Origin of the sequence: Marinobacter koreensis, from assembly GCF_023156285.1 — a bacterium.
Taxonomy (GTDB): domain Bacteria; phylum Pseudomonadota; class Gammaproteobacteria; order Pseudomonadales; family Oleiphilaceae; genus Marinobacter; species Marinobacter koreensis.
Genome location: NZ_JAKZAJ010000006.1, coordinates 204,701 through 220,812 on the forward strand (window position 1 = coordinate 204,701; position 16,112 = coordinate 220,812).

At 62.4% G+C, this 16,112-nt stretch carries 13 protein-coding genes; 9 read left to right on the forward strand and 4 right to left on the reverse strand.

Features of this window, described 5'->3' with window-relative positions; genetic code table 11:
* Position 1: 1 nt before the first annotated feature.
* Positions 2-1,084 carry an efflux RND transporter periplasmic adaptor subunit gene (locus MLD04_RS16395; protein ID WP_248160513.1) on the reverse strand — a complete coding sequence of 361 codons (1,083 nt, stop codon included), beginning with the start codon at positions 1,082-1,084 and terminating at the stop codon, positions 2-4.
* A gap of 297 nt (positions 1,085-1,381) precedes the next feature.
* Here MLD04_RS16395 and ilvG point away from each other — a divergent pair, with 297 nt between their 5' ends.
* Both ilvG and MLD04_RS16405 read left to right on the forward strand, forming a co-directional pair.
* Positions 1,382-3,079, forward strand: coding sequence for an acetolactate synthase 2 catalytic subunit (gene ilvG, locus MLD04_RS16400; RefSeq protein ID WP_248160514.1), 1,698 nt, complete (start codon positions 1,382-1,384; stop codon positions 3,077-3,079).
* Entirely contained in the window at positions 3,076-3,351 is a 276-nt protein-coding gene (locus MLD04_RS16405) for an ACT domain-containing protein (protein ID WP_248160515.1), read from the forward strand. The genes ilvG and MLD04_RS16405 overlap by 4 nt, the downstream gene beginning before the upstream one ends.
* A gap of 340 nt (positions 3,352-3,691) precedes the next feature.
* Here the strand turns inward: MLD04_RS16405 and MLD04_RS16410 are convergent, their stop codons facing one another.
* From MLD04_RS16410 to MLD04_RS16420, 3 genes are read right to left on the reverse strand one after another with little or no spacing between them, the layout of a single operon-like run.
* Positions 3,692-4,873, reverse strand: a complete 1,182-nt coding sequence (locus tag MLD04_RS16410; RefSeq protein ID WP_248160516.1) for a thiolase family protein — start codon at positions 4,871-4,873, stop codon at positions 3,692-3,694.
* Positions 4,874-4,893: 20 nt separating this feature from the next.
* Entirely contained in the window at positions 4,894-6,045 is a 1,152-nt protein-coding gene (locus MLD04_RS16415; RefSeq protein WP_248160517.1) for an acyl-CoA dehydrogenase family protein, read from the reverse strand.
* Between the two features lie 24 nt (positions 6,046-6,069).
* Positions 6,070-6,831 (reverse strand): SDR family NAD(P)-dependent oxidoreductase, encoded by a 762-nt coding sequence (locus tag MLD04_RS16420; RefSeq protein WP_248160518.1) that lies wholly within the window; start codon positions 6,829-6,831, stop codon positions 6,070-6,072.
* Between the two features lie 197 nt (positions 6,832-7,028).
* Here MLD04_RS16420 and MLD04_RS16425 point away from each other — a divergent pair, with 197 nt between their 5' ends.
* From MLD04_RS16425 to MLD04_RS16455, 7 genes are all read left to right on the forward strand, one after another.
* Positions 7,029-8,606, forward strand: coding sequence for a fatty acyl-CoA synthetase (locus tag MLD04_RS16425; RefSeq protein WP_248160519.1), 1,578 nt, complete (start codon positions 7,029-7,031; stop codon positions 8,604-8,606).
* 257 nt (positions 8,607-8,863) lie between these two features.
* Positions 8,864-9,310 (forward strand): MerR family transcriptional regulator, encoded by a 447-nt coding sequence (locus MLD04_RS16430; RefSeq protein WP_248160520.1) that lies wholly within the window; start codon positions 8,864-8,866, stop codon positions 9,308-9,310.
* Positions 9,311-9,354: 44 nt separating this feature from the next.
* Entirely contained in the window at positions 9,355-10,521 is a 1,167-nt protein-coding gene (locus MLD04_RS16435; protein ID WP_248160521.1) for an isovaleryl-CoA dehydrogenase, read from the forward strand.
* Positions 10,522-10,711: 190 nt separating this feature from the next.
* The gene (locus MLD04_RS16440) at positions 10,712-12,319 is read left to right on the forward strand and encodes a carboxyl transferase domain-containing protein (protein WP_248160522.1); all 1,608 of its coding nucleotides are present in this window, start codon (positions 10,712-10,714) and stop codon (positions 12,317-12,319) included.
* A 15-nt stretch (positions 12,320-12,334) separates the two neighbouring features.
* Positions 12,335-13,141: an enoyl-CoA hydratase-related protein gene (locus tag MLD04_RS16445; RefSeq protein WP_248160523.1), complete on the forward strand. Its 807-nt coding sequence runs from the start codon at positions 12,335-12,337 to the stop codon at positions 13,139-13,141.
* A complete protein-coding gene (locus tag MLD04_RS16450) occupies positions 13,141-15,129 on the forward strand; it encodes an acetyl/propionyl/methylcrotonyl-CoA carboxylase subunit alpha (protein ID WP_248160524.1) in 1,989 nt (662 codons plus the stop codon). Before MLD04_RS16445 ends, MLD04_RS16450 begins: the two co-directional genes overlap by 1 nt.
* A complete protein-coding gene (locus tag MLD04_RS16455; protein ID WP_248160525.1) occupies positions 15,129-16,037 on the forward strand; it encodes a hydroxymethylglutaryl-CoA lyase in 909 nt (302 codons plus the stop codon). Before MLD04_RS16450 ends, MLD04_RS16455 begins: the two co-directional genes overlap by 1 nt.
* The last annotated feature ends 75 nt before the right edge of the window (positions 16,038-16,112 follow it).

Here is a 16,112-nt window from a genome sequence, read left to right on the forward strand (position 1 = left end):
TTCAGCCCTTGTTGTCGGAGCGATCCACCGGAATCACCTTCTCCCCCTCGGCGACAAAGCCGCCACCCCGGGTAATCAGGCGGGTCTCATCCGGCAGCCCCGTCACCCAGGCGCCATCGGTGGACACACTGAGCAGGCGGACCCGGGCGAACACCACGCGATCATCCTGATTCACATATTTCACACCGGGACGACCGTCATCGCCCAGGCTGAGATAAGCCGGCGAAATGAAAAGCGCCTTCACGGCAGGCAACGCTATCCGCAGGCTGGCACTGCCCCCGGCCACCCGCTTCAGATCGGGGTTCTCAACGGCCACCTCCACGGCAAAACTCCGGGTTTTCGGATCGGCAGCACTGGCGACGAACGTCACCACCCCTTGCAGATGCCCACCGTCGAGAAGATCAATGCGAACCGGTTGTCCGATGGCAACCTCGCCAACCGATTGCTGCGGAATCTGCCCGGTCGCTTTCAGGCGATCGATCTGGACCAGTTCGAACAGCGGAGCGCCGGCCTGAACCAGCGAACCGGGCTCCACGCTTCGTGCGTTGATGATGCCGTCGAAGGGGGCCTTGGGGGCCAGGTGATCCACAGCCAGCCGGGCAGATGTGAGCTCGGCCTTCGCCGCCGCCAGGTCACTTTCCAGCGCCAGCAGATCGGTTTCCGCGGTAAAATTGTTCGAGCGAAGCTTTCGGGCCGCCGACAAATCCGCCTCAAGCTGACGGACCCGGGACTGCCAACGGTCCACCAAGGCCGAGCGGCCGTCATCGGAAATCCGCGCCAGTACCTCCCCCCGGGTGACCTGTTCGCCCAATCCCACGTTCAGCGATTCAATCGTTCCGGATACCTGGGCGCTGAGTGCCACCGAATGCCAGGGCTCGAGCTGCCCCTGGAGCAGAATGCTCGGTTCATGCATCCGGGCGGTCAGGGTCTCAACCTGCACTCTGGTGAGGGACCGTCCGTCGTTTCCACGCGGCTCCGGCGCCTTGTCCGAAGCGGTTTTCACCTGCCCGGTCACCATCCAGACCACCAGCAGAATCACCACCAGCAACGCCAGGCCCAGGGATCCCCATCTTGCTTTCGTCATTGAATGCTCGCTGTCCGTGTTCAAAAAAGCGCAAATTAACGGTTGCAACCGGTTAAAAACGTGGGGTAGATTCTACACACAATCCTTTTACAGATTCAGAGCAGATTGTCGATATCATGAATCTCAACGCAGTCATCGTCCTTGTGAAGCTTGTCCTGGTGGTCGTGGTGCCATCCGGGGGCTTTTGCGTGGACGAGCGGGTGAGATAGCGACAAACCTGACAAGACACCAGAAGCCCCCGGCACCGAAAGGTCCCGGGGGCTTTTTTTTGCGGCAAAGAAAAAGGGAAAAACGACCATGAACGGCGCACAGCACATTCTTGAAGCGTTCCACCGCCATTCCATCGACACCGTGTTCGGCTACCCGGGCGGCTGCATTATGCCGCTATACGACGCACTCGTGGACGATGTGGGTGTGGAACACGTGCTGTGCCGCCACGAACAAGCCTGTGCCCTGGCCGCCGACGGCTATGCCCGTGCCAGTGGCAAACTGGGCGTCTGCATTGCCACCTCCGGCCCCGGCGCCACCAACCTGATTACCGGCGTCGCCAACGCCCACCGGGACTCCATTCCCATGCTGGTCATCACCGGCCAGGTCCCGGCCGGACTGATCGGAACCGATGCCTTCCAGGAAACCGACGTCCTGGGCATGAGCCTCGGCATCGTCAAGCACAGCTACCTGGTCGACAACGCCGACGAGATTCCGGCCATCCTGGAGGAGGCCATCGAACTGGCCCAGAGTGGCCGCCCCGGACCGGTGTGGATCGACATTCCAAAAGACATCCTGCTCACGGACATTGCGGCCGGCGCCCCGGAGTTGATACAGCCCCAGGCGCCACAAACCGTCGACATCCGCGACGCGATGACCCTGCTGCGTGCGGCCCGGAAACCGCTGCTGTACAGTGGCGGCGGCGTCTCCCTCGCTCATGCCGAAGACGCCTTCCGGGACTTTGCCCGCACTTCCGGCCTGCCCGCTGTCGCCACGCTCAAGGGGCTCGGCAACGCCGGTAAACACAACCCCACCGACATGGGCATGCTCGGCATGCACGGCTCCCGCGCGGCCAACCGGGCAGTCGATGAATGCGACCTGCTGCTGGTGATCGGCGCCCGCCTCGACGACCGGGCCACAGGGAGGCTGGACGGCTTCGCACCCAACGCCCAGATGATCCACGTGGACGCCGACGCCGCCGAAATCAACAAACTCCGCCCTGCCGACATCGCGCTGCGCGGCGACCTGAACGCCATCCTGGCCGCGTTCACCGCCGAACTGGCAGACGCCCCACTGGCCATCAAAGAGTGGCAGACTCAATGCCGGACCTGGCATACCACCAGCGGCTTCCACGCCGCCGATAACGAAGAGCCGCTGGCCCCGATCACCGGCCCGGCCTTCATTCGCCAGTTATCCCGCATTGCACCGGACGACACCGTCATTGCCTGCGACGTGGGCCAGCACCAGATGTGGGTCGCCCAGTACTACCGGTTCGACAGCCCCCGCCACCATCTCACCAGCGGCGGCCTCGGCACCATGGGCTTCGGCCTGCCCGCCGCCATCGGCGCGCAGTTCACCGACCGCAACGCCACCGTCATCAACGTCACCGGCGACGGCTCCTTCATGATGAATGCGCAGGAACTGGCCACCATCCGCCGCTACAACCTGCCGATCAAACTGATCGTCCTGGACAACCAGTGCCTGGGCATGGTCCGCCAGCAGCAGGAGCTGTTCTACGACAACCGGGAAAGCCAGATCAACCTGGACGACAACCCCGACTTCGTCGCCATGGCCCGGGCCTTCGACATCCCCGCCCTGCGCATCGAACGCACCGACCAGATCCGCCGGGGCATTGAAACCATCCTGGCCTACAACGGCCCGATGCTGCTGCATGTCGCCATCGCCCGTGAAGAAAACGTCTGGCCCATCGTCAAACCCGGCGCCAGCAACCGCGACATGATCGACGAACCAAGACGCACCACCGCCAAGAAGGAGCAAGTTGCATGAACCCTCAAACCCAGTCAGCAATGCCGAGTTACACATTAAACTGCCGCATGGCCCACGAGGCCGCAGCGCTGGAGCGGCTGTGTCAGGTGGTCCGCATACGGGGGTTCCGGATTGCCCGGATGAACATGGAAAGCGTCGGTGGAAAGCTGGACATCGCCCTCACCCTGGAGGGCTCCCGCCCCATCGGGATGTTGCAATCACAGCTGGAGAAGCTGCATACCGTAGCGGAGGTTGTTCTCGACGGCGGGGTGCTTCAGTCGCGGAGTGCGTGAAGGTTTCTGGCTTGGGCCCCAGCCTGCATGTTTTGGGGGCTGGTCCCGGGGTGGTAAGGCATTCTTCTTGGAAAAAGAACTCGCTTCGCTCAGACATCTTTTTCTGGCGAACAATGCCTTACCACCGCGTGCCCGTCATAACTTGGCAGTTATGTCCCCGAATGACCGGGTTCTTTTCCTGGCCTATCTGAACCTGTTCTGCCGGTCAGGGGGTGGGGGTACCTTTTCTGGCAAGGAAAAGATGTCTGAGCGAAGCGAGTTCTTTTCCAGAAGAAAAGGTACCCCCACCCCCTGACCCGCCCCCAAACCGGCAGGCTAGGTCAGAACTCTGAGACCACGGTCAAAGCAGCTCGATAGCTACCGCAGTTCCTTCGCCACCACCGATGCACAGCGATGCAACGCCACGCTTCAGGCCACGCTGCTTCAGGGCATTGATCAGGGTCACGATGATCCGCGAGCCAGAGGAACCGATCGGGTGACCGAGGGCGCAGGCGCCGCCGTAGACGTTGACCTTGTCTGCCGGCAGGTTCAGGGCGTTCATCGCCGCGAGGGTGACCACCGCAAACGCCTCGTTGATCTCGAACAGGTCGACATCATCCACCGACCAGTTGGCCTTCTTCAGCACCTTCTCGATGGCACCGATGGGCGCCAGGGTGAACTCGGACGGCAAGCGTGCATGGGTGGCGTGGGCCAGGATCCGCGCTTCGGGTTTCAGGCCGCGGGCCTCGGCTTCGCCGGCGGTTGTCAGTACCAGGGCCGAACCACCATCGCTGATGGAACTGGCGTTGGCCGCGGTTACCGAGCCGTCTTTCGCGAAGGCGGGCTTGAGCTGGGGGATTTTCTCGGGTTTTGCCTTGCCCGGCTGCTCGTCGGTATCCACCACGGTGTCGCCGCCACGACCGGCGACGGTGACCGGCGCGATCTCGGCCTCGAACCAGCCGTTTTTGATCGCATCGTTGGCACGCTCCAGCGAACTGATGGCGAAATCGTCCATCTGTTCGCGGGTGATGTTTTCCTTATCGGCCGTGCGCTGGGCGAATACGCCCATCAGGCCGCCTTCGTAGGCATCTTCCAGACCGTCCAGGAACATGCTGTCCAGCACCTGGCCGTGGCCCATGCGCATGCCGGCGCGAGCCTTCGGCAGAAGGTACGGCGCCTGGCTCATGTTTTCCATGCCGCCGGCAATCATGATGCTGTTGGTGCCCGCCTTGATCTGATCGTGGGCCATGATCACCGCTTGCATGCCGGAGCCGCACATCTTGTTGACGGTGGTGCAACCCGAGCTGTCGGGAATACCCGAGGCCCGTGAAGCCTGCCGTGCGGGCGCCTGGCCGAGGCCGGCGGGCAATACACAGCCCATGATCACTTCCTGGATGTCGGCAGGCTTCAGGCCGGAGCGCTCGATGGCCGCCCGGATGGAAACGGCGCCCAGTTCCGGGGAGCGAACACTGCTCAGCGAGCCCATCATGCCGCCCATCGGGGTACGGGCCGAACCTGCAATCACGATATCGTTGTTACTCATAACCAACCTCGTTCAATTCGTTACGCCCGGCCCAGGACCGAGCGGGCAATGATCTCTTTCATGACCTCTGAAGTGCCGCCGTAGATACGCTGCACCCGGGCATCGATAAAGTTCCGGGAAATCGGGTACTCGGTGGTGTAGCCATAGCCTCCAAACAGCTGAAGACAGCCGTCGGCGACCCGGCACTGCATTTCGGTGGCACTGTACTTGGCCATGGATGCCGTCGGTGCATCGAGCTTGCCTTCTTCGTATTCCCGGATGCACTGATCCACGAAGGCCTTGTTCACCCGGTAGTCCGTTTCCATACGGGCGATTTCAAACCGCGTGTTCTGGAGTTGGGCCAGCTTCTGGCCGAACAGTTCCCGCTCCTGGGTGTAGGTGATGGTCATGTCCAGGGAGCCACGGGCGGCAGCCACACCAAGGGCGCCGATTACCAGGCGTTCCCGGGGCAGTTCCCGCATCAGGTACACAAAGCCCTGGCCTTCCTCGCCGAGCAGTGCGGAGGCCGGAATGCGCATGTCGGAGAAGAACAGTTCGGAGGTGTCCCCCGAGTGCTGTCCAATCTTGTCCAGGTTACGACCCCGGCTGAATCCGGGCAGCGAGGTATCGACCAGGAACAGGCTGATGCCCTTGGCACCGGCGCTCGGATCGGTTTTCGCAGCCACGATCACCATGTCCGCATGCTGGCCGTTGGTGATGAAGGTCTTGGACCCGTTGAGAATGTACTCGTCGCCGTCCTTCACCGCGCTGGTGCGGATGGCCTGCAAATCACTGCCGGCACCCGGTTCGGTCATGGCGATGGCACCGACGGCCTCACCGGAAACCATTTTCGGCAACCACTGCTGTTTCTGCTCGTCGTTGCCGATGTGGCTGAGGTACGGCGCCACAATGTCCGAGTGCACCATCACATTGGTGGAAAGTGCGCCGAATCCCAGCCGGGCCAGCTCTTCGCCGACCACGACCGAGTACTGGAACGGCGCACCGCAGCCGCCGAAGTCTTCCGGCACATCCACACACAACATGCCCGCGTTACCCAGCGTGTTCCACAATTCGCGGGGCACGATGCCGGACTTCTCCCAGGCTTCGTAGCCGGGGGCCACTTCGGTTTCCAGGGCCTTGATGACAGAGTCCCGGAACAGGGCCAGTTCTTCTTGATCGACAGGGTTGGTCATTGTGCTCACCTGCTGTTGAATGCGTTATTTCGGCGCCATGCGCAGGGCGCAGTCGAGGCGGATCACCTCACCATTGAGGATCGGGTTGCGCACCATCTGATCCACCATCATGCCGAACTCCTCCGGCTTGCCGAGGCGTTTCGGGAACGGCAGTGTGGCCGCCAGGCTGTCCTGAACTTCCTGGGGCATACCCGCCATCATGGGCGTCATGAAGATGCCCGGCGCGATGGTATTTACCCGGATGCCTTCGCGGGCCAGTTCACGGGCCGCCTGCAAGGTCAGGGACACGACACCGCCTTTGGAAGCGCTGTAGGCGGCCTGCCCGATCTGGCCCTCATACGCGGCTACCGACGCGGTATTGATGATCACGCCGCGCTCACCGTCGGCGTTGGGCTCGCGGGTTGCCATATCCGCCGCTGCCAGACGCAGGATGTTGAAGGTACCGATCAGGTTCACCTCGATGACCTTGCTGAACTTCTCCAGCGGCATCACACCCTCACGGCCGAGGATCTTCGACGCTGGCGCAATGCCGGCACAGCTCACCGCAATGCCGCAGGGGCCGTGCGCTTCGCGGGCGGCAGTGACGGCGGCATCGGCGCTGTCCGGCGAGCTGACATCGCAGTGCAGGAAGATCCCGCCAATATCGGCGGCCACTTTTTCACCCTGCTCTTTCTGGACATCCAGGATGGCGACCTTGCAGCCAGCGGCGGCCAGCGCCCTTGCGGCGCCCTCACCCAGCCCCGATGCTCCACCTGTGACAATCGCTGGTACGTTATTGAAATCCATCGTTTTCTCCCATAAGGAACGGCGCAGGGCCCGATTCGCAAACAGGCCCACCTTTACGTTAACGTCAACTTTATCGAATTAGGAGACAAAAAGGAAACGGCATTGTCCGTCTCGCTCGTCTACATTCAGATAGACATCAGGGCACCGTACAACCCGGAACGCTGCCCCCTGATAACAACAATCAACCGAGGTCGCTCATGCAAGACGCCAGTATTGCCAACGCCACAGAAACCACAACGGACATCCAGCGTGCCCTTCGCAACACCATCGGCGACGCCCTGGCCCGGTCCGCCGCCGATCACCAGGACCGGATCGCATTAACCTTCAGGGATCGCCAGTGGACCTTCGCTGACATGAATACCGCCAGCAACCGCCTGGCCCACCGCCTGCTCGATCTTGGTCTGCAACCGGGCGATCGGGTAGCCGCCTACGGCAAGAACTCCGACGCCTACCTGCTGCTCTGGCTGGCCTGCACCAGGGCCGGCCTGATCCACGTACCGGTCAACTACGCCCTGGTGGAGAACGAACTCGCTTACATCCTCAACCAGTCAGGCGCACGGGCCCTGTTCTGCGACCCGGACCTCGAAGCCCAGGCCCGGGCCGTCAGGGACCGGGTCACTCCCGATATCATGGGCAGGCTTCACGGCGGCGATGACCAGAACGACATACTGGCCATGGCGCGCAGTGCCGGCGAAGACACAGCGCCGGAACTGGAGCTTCGGGACACGGACGTGGTGCAGATCCTCTACACCTCCGGCACCACCTCCGACCCCAAGGGCGCCATGCACACCCACCGATCCCTGCTCGCCGAATACGGCGCCTGCCAGTATCACCTGGACATCCGCCCCACCGACCGCTCCCTGGCGGCACTGCCGCTCTACCACTCGGCACAGATGCACGTTTTTACCATGCCCATGCTTCTGACCGGCGGCTATACGCGACTGATCGACACCCCGACCCCCGACACCATTCTGGACCTGCTCGCCGGCGAACAGCTCAATGCCTTCTTCGCGCCACCCACCGTCTGGATCGGCCTGCTCCGGCACCACACCTTTGACAGCGGCAAACTCCAGCACATGGAAAAGCTCTACTATGGCGCCTCCATCATGCCCACCCAGGTGGCGAAGGAGCTTGGGGAACGACTGCCCGGCGCCGGCCTGTACAACTGCTACGGACAGAGCGAGATCGCCCCGCTTGCCACCGTGCTTCGCCCGGAAGAACACGCCGACCGTCCCTCCTCCGCCGGGCGGCCGATCCAGACCGTGATGACCCGGGTAGTGGATCCGGCATCCGGCAACGACTGTGGACCCGGAGAACATGGCGAACTGGTCCACCGGTCGCCGCAACTGATGGTGGGCTACTGGGACAAGCCGGAGGCCACTGCCGAAGCGTTCAAAAATGGCTGGTTCCACTCGGGTGACCTGGGTTACCGCGATGCCGAGGGGTACTTCTACATCGTGGACCGCATCAAGGACGTGGTGAACACCGGCGGCGTACTGGTGGCCAGTCGCGACGTCGAGGAAGTGCTGTACCAGCACGAGTCCGTGGCCGAAGTGGCCGTGATCGGCGTGCCGGACGACAAGTGGATAGAGGCCATCTGCGCCGTGGTGGTGGTTCGCGAAGGCCAACCGCAGGATGCCGACAGTCTGCTCGCCCATGCCCGCGCCAACCTGGCCAGCTTCAAGATTCCCAAGCAGGTCAGGTTTGTCGATGAGCTGCCGAAGAACACCGCCGGCAAGCTTCTCAAGAGAAAACTGCGGGAAACCTTCTCGTGATATAGATGATGCAGATCATCCGGTGCTGCCTGCAGATGCGTCAACGAAACGTGTCTGCAGGCACACAAGGCCGAAAGGCCCGGCCTGAAGACCAGCCCTCACACAGGCCCCGCCCCTCACTGGTACAATCCGCACACCATTTTTGAATTTCATCGGCGAGCCGCTTTCCGGTTGTCGAAAATCATCGGTTCGTCCCGGAAAACTACTTTACGTTTACGTAAACTTTATCTAACCTTAGTCGAAAAAGGAAAACCGCCATGTCCGAGAAACGCACGTTCAGCATCAGCGAACTCTCACAGGAGTTCGATGTGACAACCCGAAGCATCCGGTTCTACGAGGACCAGGGCCTGCTCAAGCCGACACGGCGCGGCCAGACCCGCATCTTCAGTACCAAGGACCGGGTTCGTCTCAAACTGATCCTCCGGGGCAAGCGCATGGGCTTCTCCCTGGCGGAAACCAAAGAACTGTTCGACCTCTGGGACGAAACCCTGACAGGCAACGAGAAGCAGCTCCTGAAGATGCTGGAAATCCTCGAAGCCCGGCGGGAACAACTGGAACAACAGAAAAACGACATCGCCCAGGCGGAAATGGAAATGGACACCGCCGAAGCCCGATGCCGCGAAGCGCTGGCCGACCTGCAGAAGAAAAAAGAGAAGCAGGGAATCGCCAGCCCGGATACAGAAGAAGCCGTAGCCTCACGGTGACGGTGACCCAATACCACGCTTGCAAACGACTAAGGTAGGCAACCATGAAATCACAATACTCAGAGCTCAATTTCGGTCTCGGTGAAACCCTCGACATGCTGCGCGAGCAGGTGAACGGATTTGCCGCGGCTGAAATCGCGCCCCGTGCCGAGGAAATCGACCGCAACAACGAATTCCCCATGGACCTGTGGCGAAAAATGGGCGACATGGGCCTGCTGGGTATTACCGTGAAAGAAGAATACGGCGGGTCTGACATGGGTTACGTTGCCCACGTCATCGCGATGGAAGAAATCAGCCGCGCTTCCGCCTCCGTCGGCCTGTCCTACGGCGCCCACTCCAACCTGTGCGTGAACCAGATTCACCGCAACGGCACCGAAGAACAGAAGCAGAAATACCTGCCCAAGCTGGTGAGCGGTGAACACATCGGCGCCCTCGCCATGTCCGAGCCCAATGCCGGTTCCGACGTCATCTCCATGAAACTGCACGCCCGCGACGAAGGCGACCACTACGTCCTCAACGGCAACAAGATGTGGATCACCAACGGACCGGACGCGCATACTTACGTCATCTACGCCAAGACCGACCCCAAGGGCGGCTCCAAAGGCGTCACCGCGTTCATCGTCGAGCGCGACTACCCGGGTTTCAGCCGTCACCAGAAGCTGGACAAACTGGGCATGCGCGGCTCCAACACCTGTGAGCTGGTCTTCCAGGACTGCAAAGTGCCCAAGGAAAACGTCCTGGGCGAAGTGGGCGGCGGTGCCCGCGTCCTGATGAGCGGCCTCGACTACGAACGCCTCGTCCTCTCCGGCGGCCCGCTGGGCATCATGCAGGCAGCCATGGACGTGGTCGTACCCTACATCCGCGAACGCAAACAGTTCGGCCAGGCCATCGGCGAGTTCGAACTGGTCCAGGGCAAAGTGGCCGACATGTACACCTGGATGAACACCGCCAAGTCCTACGTCTACATGGTGGCGCAGTCCGCCGACCGCGGCGAGACCACCCGCAAGGACGCCGCCGGCGCCATCCTCTACTCCGCCGAAATGGCCACCAAACTGGCCCTGGACGCGATCCAGCTGCTCGGCGGTAACGGCTACATCAACGAATACCCGACAGGCCGCCTGCTGCGGGACGCCAAGCTGTATGAAATCGGTGCCGGCACGTCCGAAATCCGCCGCATGCTGATTGGTCGCGAGCTGTTCCTGAACAAGTAATTTGCTGAAGAACACCGCTCCTGAGCGGATGCCAGCACCCAATGTATGACGAGGGTCTGGTGGCGGGGCGGTCCGGGAATGTGGAAGGCCAAGGACGGCCTGAAACAAGCGCACATGGATGTGCTCGTAGCGGTTCCCGGACCGCCCCGCCGCCAGGCCCGATGCCCCCGAATGCATGGAAGTCAGACTTATGACCATACTCCAAAGCAAAATCAATCCGCGATCTGACGAGTTCCAGGTCAACAAAGAGGCCATGGCGGCAGCCGTCGCGGACCTCCGGGAAAAAGTCACCAAGATCCAGCAAGGCGGCGGCCCCTCCTACCAGGAACGCCACATCGCCCGCGGCAAACTCCTGCCGAGAGAGCGCATCAACCGCCTCCTGGACGACGGCTCCCCCTTCCTGGAAATCGGCCAGTTCGCCGCTTACAACGTCTACGGCGAAGAAGTCCCCGCCGCGGGTGTCGTCGCTGGCGTGGGCCGCGTCTCCGGCACCGAGTGCATGATCATCGCCAACGATGCCACGGTGAAAGGCGGCAGCTACTACCCGCTGACCGTCAAAAAGCACCTGCGGGCCCAGGAAATCGCCCTGGAAAACCGTCTGCCCTGCATCTACCTGGTGGACTCCGGCGGCGCCAACCTGCCCCGCCAGGACGAAGTTTTCCCGGATCGTGACCACTTCGGCCGCATCTTCTACAACCAGGCCCGCATGTCGGCCGACGACATTCCCCAGATCGCCGTCGTCATGGGCTTGTGTACCGCCGGTGGCGCCTACGTGCCAGCCATGGCGGACGAATCCATCATCGTACGCAACCAGGGCACCATCTTCCTGGCCGGGCCGCCGCTGGTGAAAGCGGCCACCGGGGAAGTGGTCAGCGCTGAAGACCTTGGCGGTGCCGACGTGCACTGCAAGATCTCCGGTGTCGCGGACCACTACGCCGAAAACGACGCCCACGCCCTGGAAATTGCCCGCCGTTGCGTTGCCAACCTGAACCGCCGCAAGCCGGTTCCGGTGGAAGTCCAGAAACCGAAAGCGCCGCTGTACGATCCGGAAGAAATCTACGGCATCGTCGGCACCGACCTGCGCAAACAGTTCGACGTGCGCGACGTAATTGCCCGCATCGTCGACGGCTCCGAATTCGACGAATTCAAACGCTATTACGGCCAGACCCTGGTCACCGGCTTTGCCCACATCCACGGCTACCCGGTGGGCATCATCGCCAACAACGGCATCCTGTTCAGCGAGTCGGCACAGAAAGGCGCGCACTTCATCGAACTGTGCTGCCAGCGCAACATCCCGCTGCTGTTCCTGCAGAACATCACCGGCTTCATGGTGGGCCAGAAGTACGAATCCGAAGGCATCGCCAAGCACGGTGCCAAGATGGTCATGGCCGTCGCCTGTGCCGAAGTACCCAAGATCACCGTACTCATCGGCGGCAGCTACGGCGCCGGCAACTACGGCATGTGCGGCCGCGCCTACAGCCCGGACTTCCTGTGGATGTGGCCCAACGCCCGCATCTCCGTCATGGGCGGCGAACAGGCCGCCGGCGTGATGGCACAGGTGCGTCGCGAAGGCCTGGAGCGCAAGGGCGAGAGCTGGAGCGAGGAAGACGAAGCGGCGTTCAAGAAGCCGATCGCCGAGAAATACGAGCACCAGGGCCACCCCTACTACGCCAGCGCCCGCCTCTGGGACGACGGCGTGATCGACCCGGCCCAGACCCGGGAAGTGGTCGCCCTGAGCCTGTCAGCCACATTGAACCGGCCGGCGAAGCCCACGCGCTTCGGCGTGTTCCGCATGTAACCGAGGATCAAGACCATGTCAGAACAGGAATCTGCGGTTCTGCTCAGACGCCGCGATGGCGGCGTGACCGAGGTTGTGCTGAACCGCCCCGACAAACGCAACGCCTTTGACGATGTGATCATCCAGCAGCTGATCGGCGCGCTGACGGAAGTGGACACAGACCACGACACCCGCGTGGTGATACTTCGTTCAGAGGGCAAACACTTCTCTGCCGGCGCCGACCTTGGATGGATGCGCCGCATGGCCGACAACACCCACCAGGAAAACCTGGACGACTCCCGGGAACTGGCTCGGCTGATGAACGTACTCAACCACCTGTCCAAGCCGGTCATCGGCCTGGTGCAGGGGGCCGCGTTCGGTGGCGCCGTGGGCCTGGCGGCCTGCTGCGACATTGTACTGGCCACCGAGAAATCCAGCTTCTGCCTGAGCGAAGTCAAACTGGGCCTTATCCCCGCGGTCATCAGCCCGTACGTGGTGCGGGCCATCGGCGAACGCCAGGCCCGCCGGTACTTCCTGTCCGCCGAGATCTTCAGCGCCCGGGAAGCACAGGAGTATGGCCTGGTCCACATCGTCTGCGACGACCTGGAAGCCATGGAACAGCGGTGCAACGACATGCTGCGCCAGCTGGCCAACAACGGCCCCGAGGCCATGCAGGCCGCCAAGGATCTCGTGTTCGCCGTCAGCCACAAGGCCATCAGTGACGACGTGATTGAAGACACCGCCCAGCGCATCGCAGCCATCCGGGTGGGCGACGAAGGCCAGGAAGGGCTCAGCGCCTTCCTTAACAAGCGCAAGGCCAACTGGGTTCCGGAGGAAGACTAATGTTCAGCAAAATTCTGATTGCCAACCGCGGCGAGATTGCCTGCCGGGTTATCCAGACGGCCCATCGCATGGGTATCCGCTGCGTCGCCGTCTATTCCGACGCCGACGCCAACGCCCGGCACGTGGCCATGGCCGACGAGGCCTTCCACATCGGGCCCGCGCCCAGCTCCGAGAGTTACCTCCGAAGCGAGAAGATCATCGAGATCGCCAAGAAGAGCGGCGCCCAGGCGGTGCATCCGGGCTACGGTTTCCTCTCCGAGAACACCGACTTCGCCGAAGCCTGCGAAGCCAACAACATCGTGTTCATCGGCCCGCCCTCCTCCGCCATCGCGGCCATGGGCTCCAAGTCCGCCGCCAAGGCGATCATGGAAGAAGCCGGTGTGCCGCTGGTACCGGGTTACCACGGTAAAGACCAGTCCCCCGACCTGCTGCGGGCCGAAGCCGAGAAATGCGGCTTCCCCCTGCTGCTGAAGGCCGTCGCCGGCGGTGGCGGCAAGGGCATGCGGGTGGTCGAGAACATGGACGAGTTTGACGACGCCCTCGCGGCCGCCCAGCGGGAAGCGAAGAACGCGTTCGGCAACCCGGACATGCTCATCGAGCGTTATCTGACCCAGCCGCGCCACGTGGAAATCCAGGTCTTCTGCGACCAGGATGGCAACGGCATCTACTTGGCCGAGCGGGACTGCTCCGTGCAGCGTCGCCACCAGAAAGTGCTGGAAGAAGCCCCCGCACCGGGTCTGTCCGAAGATACCCGCAAAGCCATGGGTGAAGCCGCCGTGCGCGCAGCCCAGGCTATCAACTATGTGGGTGCCGGCACGGTCGAGTTCCTGTACGACGTGGACGGCTCCTTCTTCTTCATGGAAATGAACACCCGCCTGCAGGTGGAACACCCGGTCACGGAAATGGTCACCGGCCAGGATCTGGTCGAATGGCAGCTGAAAGTGGCCTGGGGCGAGCCCCTGCCGCTGACCCAGGAGCAGGTCAAAACCCGCGGCCACGCCGTCGAGGCACGCATCTACGCCGAAGACCCGGACCAGGATTTCCTGCCGGCCACCGGTAACCTGCGCTACCTGAGCACCCCGGACGAATCCGCCCACGTGCGGGTGGATACCGGCGTCACCGAAGGCGACGACATCAGCATCCACTACGACCCCATGATCGCCAAACTGATCGTGTGGGACGAAACCCGGGACCAGGCCGTCAACCGCATGGTCCAGGCCCTCGAGCACTATCGCATTGCAGGCCTGAAGACCAACATCCGGTTCCTGCACGCGGCCGTCGACAGCCAGCCATTCCGGGAAGCGGAACTGACCACCAACTTCATCGCCACCCACGAGGAGTTGCTGTTCCCGAAATCCAGGCTCGACATCGATAAGGCCCTGGTACTGGCCGCCGGCTTCGTGCTGGAGCAGCGCAAGTCCGTCGAACCGGTCACCGCCGATCCCTGGTCGCCGTTCGGCCGCAAGAACAGCTGGCGCATGAACTCCGAATACGCCCAGCCCCTGAAACTGCAGGTGGGCGAAGACATCCACGAACTGAAGATTCTGGAGCGGGACGACCGGTACCAGGTCTTCGTGGGCGGCAGCGTCTACTACCTCAACGCCAGACTCAATGACGACTACCTCCAGGCAGTCATCAACGGTCACCGCATCAGCGTACACGGGAACCTTCACGGCCAGGAACTGGTCCTGTTCTACGAAGGCGACACCTTCAAGTGCAACGTCTATCGCGAAACCTACGGTTTCGAGGAACTGGCCGGCGAAGGCAGCCTCGAAGCGCCAATGAATGGTGCGATTGTGGCGGTGCAGGCCAAAGTGGGCGACAAGGTCACCGCCGGCCAGACCCTGGTGATCATGGAAGCGATGAAGATGGAGCACGCCATCAAGGCCCCGGCCGACGGCGTGGTCAGCGAGATCTTCTTCGCCGAAGGTGACCAGGTCTCCGAAGGCGCCGAACTCATCGCCATCGACACCGAGGAGTCAGAGTAATGGCCTTTCCGAAACAGGTACGCCTGGTGGAAATGAGCCCCCGGGACGGACTCCAGAACGAGCCCGGCCCGGTCATCGCCACCGACATCAAGACCGGCCTCATTGACCGGCTTGCCGACGCTGGCCTGAACCACATCGAGGCCGCCAGCTTCGTCTCCCCCAAATGGGTCCCGCAGATGGGCGACGCCGCCGAGGTGATGGCCGGCATCAACCGCAGGCCAGGTGTGCGCTACTCCGCCCTCACCCCCAACCTCAAGGGCTTTGAAAACGCCCTGGCGGCGAAGGTGGACGAAGTAGCGGTGTTCGGTGCGGCCTCCGAGTCGTTCACCAAAAAGAACATCAACTGCACCATTGCCGAGAGTCTGGAGCGCTTCGCCCCGGTGGTGGAAGAAGCCCGCAAGCACAACATCCCCGTGCGTGGCTACGTCTCCACCGTACTGGGGTGCCCGTACGAGGGCGACATTGCCCCGGAACAGGTCGCCACGGTCGCCAAAGCCCTCTACGACATGGGCTGCTACGAGATTTCCCTGGGCGATACCATTGGCGTAGGTACGCCGCTGAAAGCAAAGCGTATGCTGGAAGCAGTGGCTGCCCATGTTCCCATGGAACGTCTGGCTGCCCACTTCCACGACACTTACGGTCAGGCCCTGGCCAACCTGTATGCGGTGCTGGAAGAAGGCGTGAGCGTCATCGACGCCTCCGTCGCCGGCCTGGGCGGCTGCCCCTACGCCAGGGGTGCCTCGGGCAACGTTGCGACCGAAGACGTGTTATACCTGCTGAATGGTCTTGGCATCGAAACAGGTGTCGATCTGGATAAACTCGTTGCCACCGGGGACTGGGTTTGCCAGCAACTTAATCGCCATAACGGCTCTAAAGTCGGCCAGGCCTTAGGCGGTAACTGCCAATGATTGAATTGGCGGGCGGGTACAGCTTCCCGGGACTGTCTGCAGCATGGATGCTGCAGTCAAGCGTACAGGGACGTA

Bases quoted from the DNA above. Each gene is read 5' to 3' on its own strand.
- MLD04_RS16445 (WP_248160523.1), top strand. From the start codon at position 12,335: ATGTCAGAACAGGAATCTGCGGTTCTGCTCAGACGCCGCGATGGCGGC.
- MLD04_RS16435 (WP_248160521.1), top strand. From the start codon at position 9,355: ATGAAATCACAATACTCAGAGCTCAATTTCGGTCTCGGTGAAACCCTC.
- MLD04_RS16405 (WP_248160515.1), top strand. From the start codon at position 3,076: ATGAACCCTCAAACCCAGTCAGCAATGCCGAGTTACACATTAAACTGC.
- ilvG (WP_248160514.1), top strand. From the start codon at position 1,382: ATGAACGGCGCACAGCACATTCTTGAAGCGTTCCACCGCCATTCCATC.
- MLD04_RS16425 (WP_248160519.1), top strand. From the start codon at position 7,029: ATGCAAGACGCCAGTATTGCCAACGCCACAGAAACCACAACGGACATC.
- MLD04_RS16440 (WP_248160522.1), top strand. From the start codon at position 10,712: ATGACCATACTCCAAAGCAAAATCAATCCGCGATCTGACGAGTTCCAG.
- MLD04_RS16420 (WP_248160518.1), bottom strand. From the start codon at position 6,831: ATGGATTTCAATAACGTACCAGCGATTGTCACAGGTGGAGCATCGGGG.
- MLD04_RS16415 (WP_248160517.1), bottom strand. From the start codon at position 6,045: ATGACCAACCCTGTCGATCAAGAAGAACTGGCCCTGTTCCGGGACTCT.
- MLD04_RS16395 (WP_248160513.1), bottom strand. From the start codon at position 1,084: ATGACGAAAGCAAGATGGGGATCCCTGGGCCTGGCGTTGCTGGTGGTG.
- MLD04_RS16430 (WP_248160520.1), top strand. From the start codon at position 8,864: ATGTCCGAGAAACGCACGTTCAGCATCAGCGAACTCTCACAGGAGTTC.
- MLD04_RS16410 (WP_248160516.1), bottom strand. From the start codon at position 4,873: ATGAGTAACAACGATATCGTGATTGCAGGTTCGGCCCGTACCCCGATG.
- MLD04_RS16455 (WP_248160525.1), top strand. From the start codon at position 15,129: ATGGCCTTTCCGAAACAGGTACGCCTGGTGGAAATGAGCCCCCGGGAC.
- MLD04_RS16450 (WP_248160524.1), top strand. From the start codon at position 13,141: ATGTTCAGCAAAATTCTGATTGCCAACCGCGGCGAGATTGCCTGCCGG.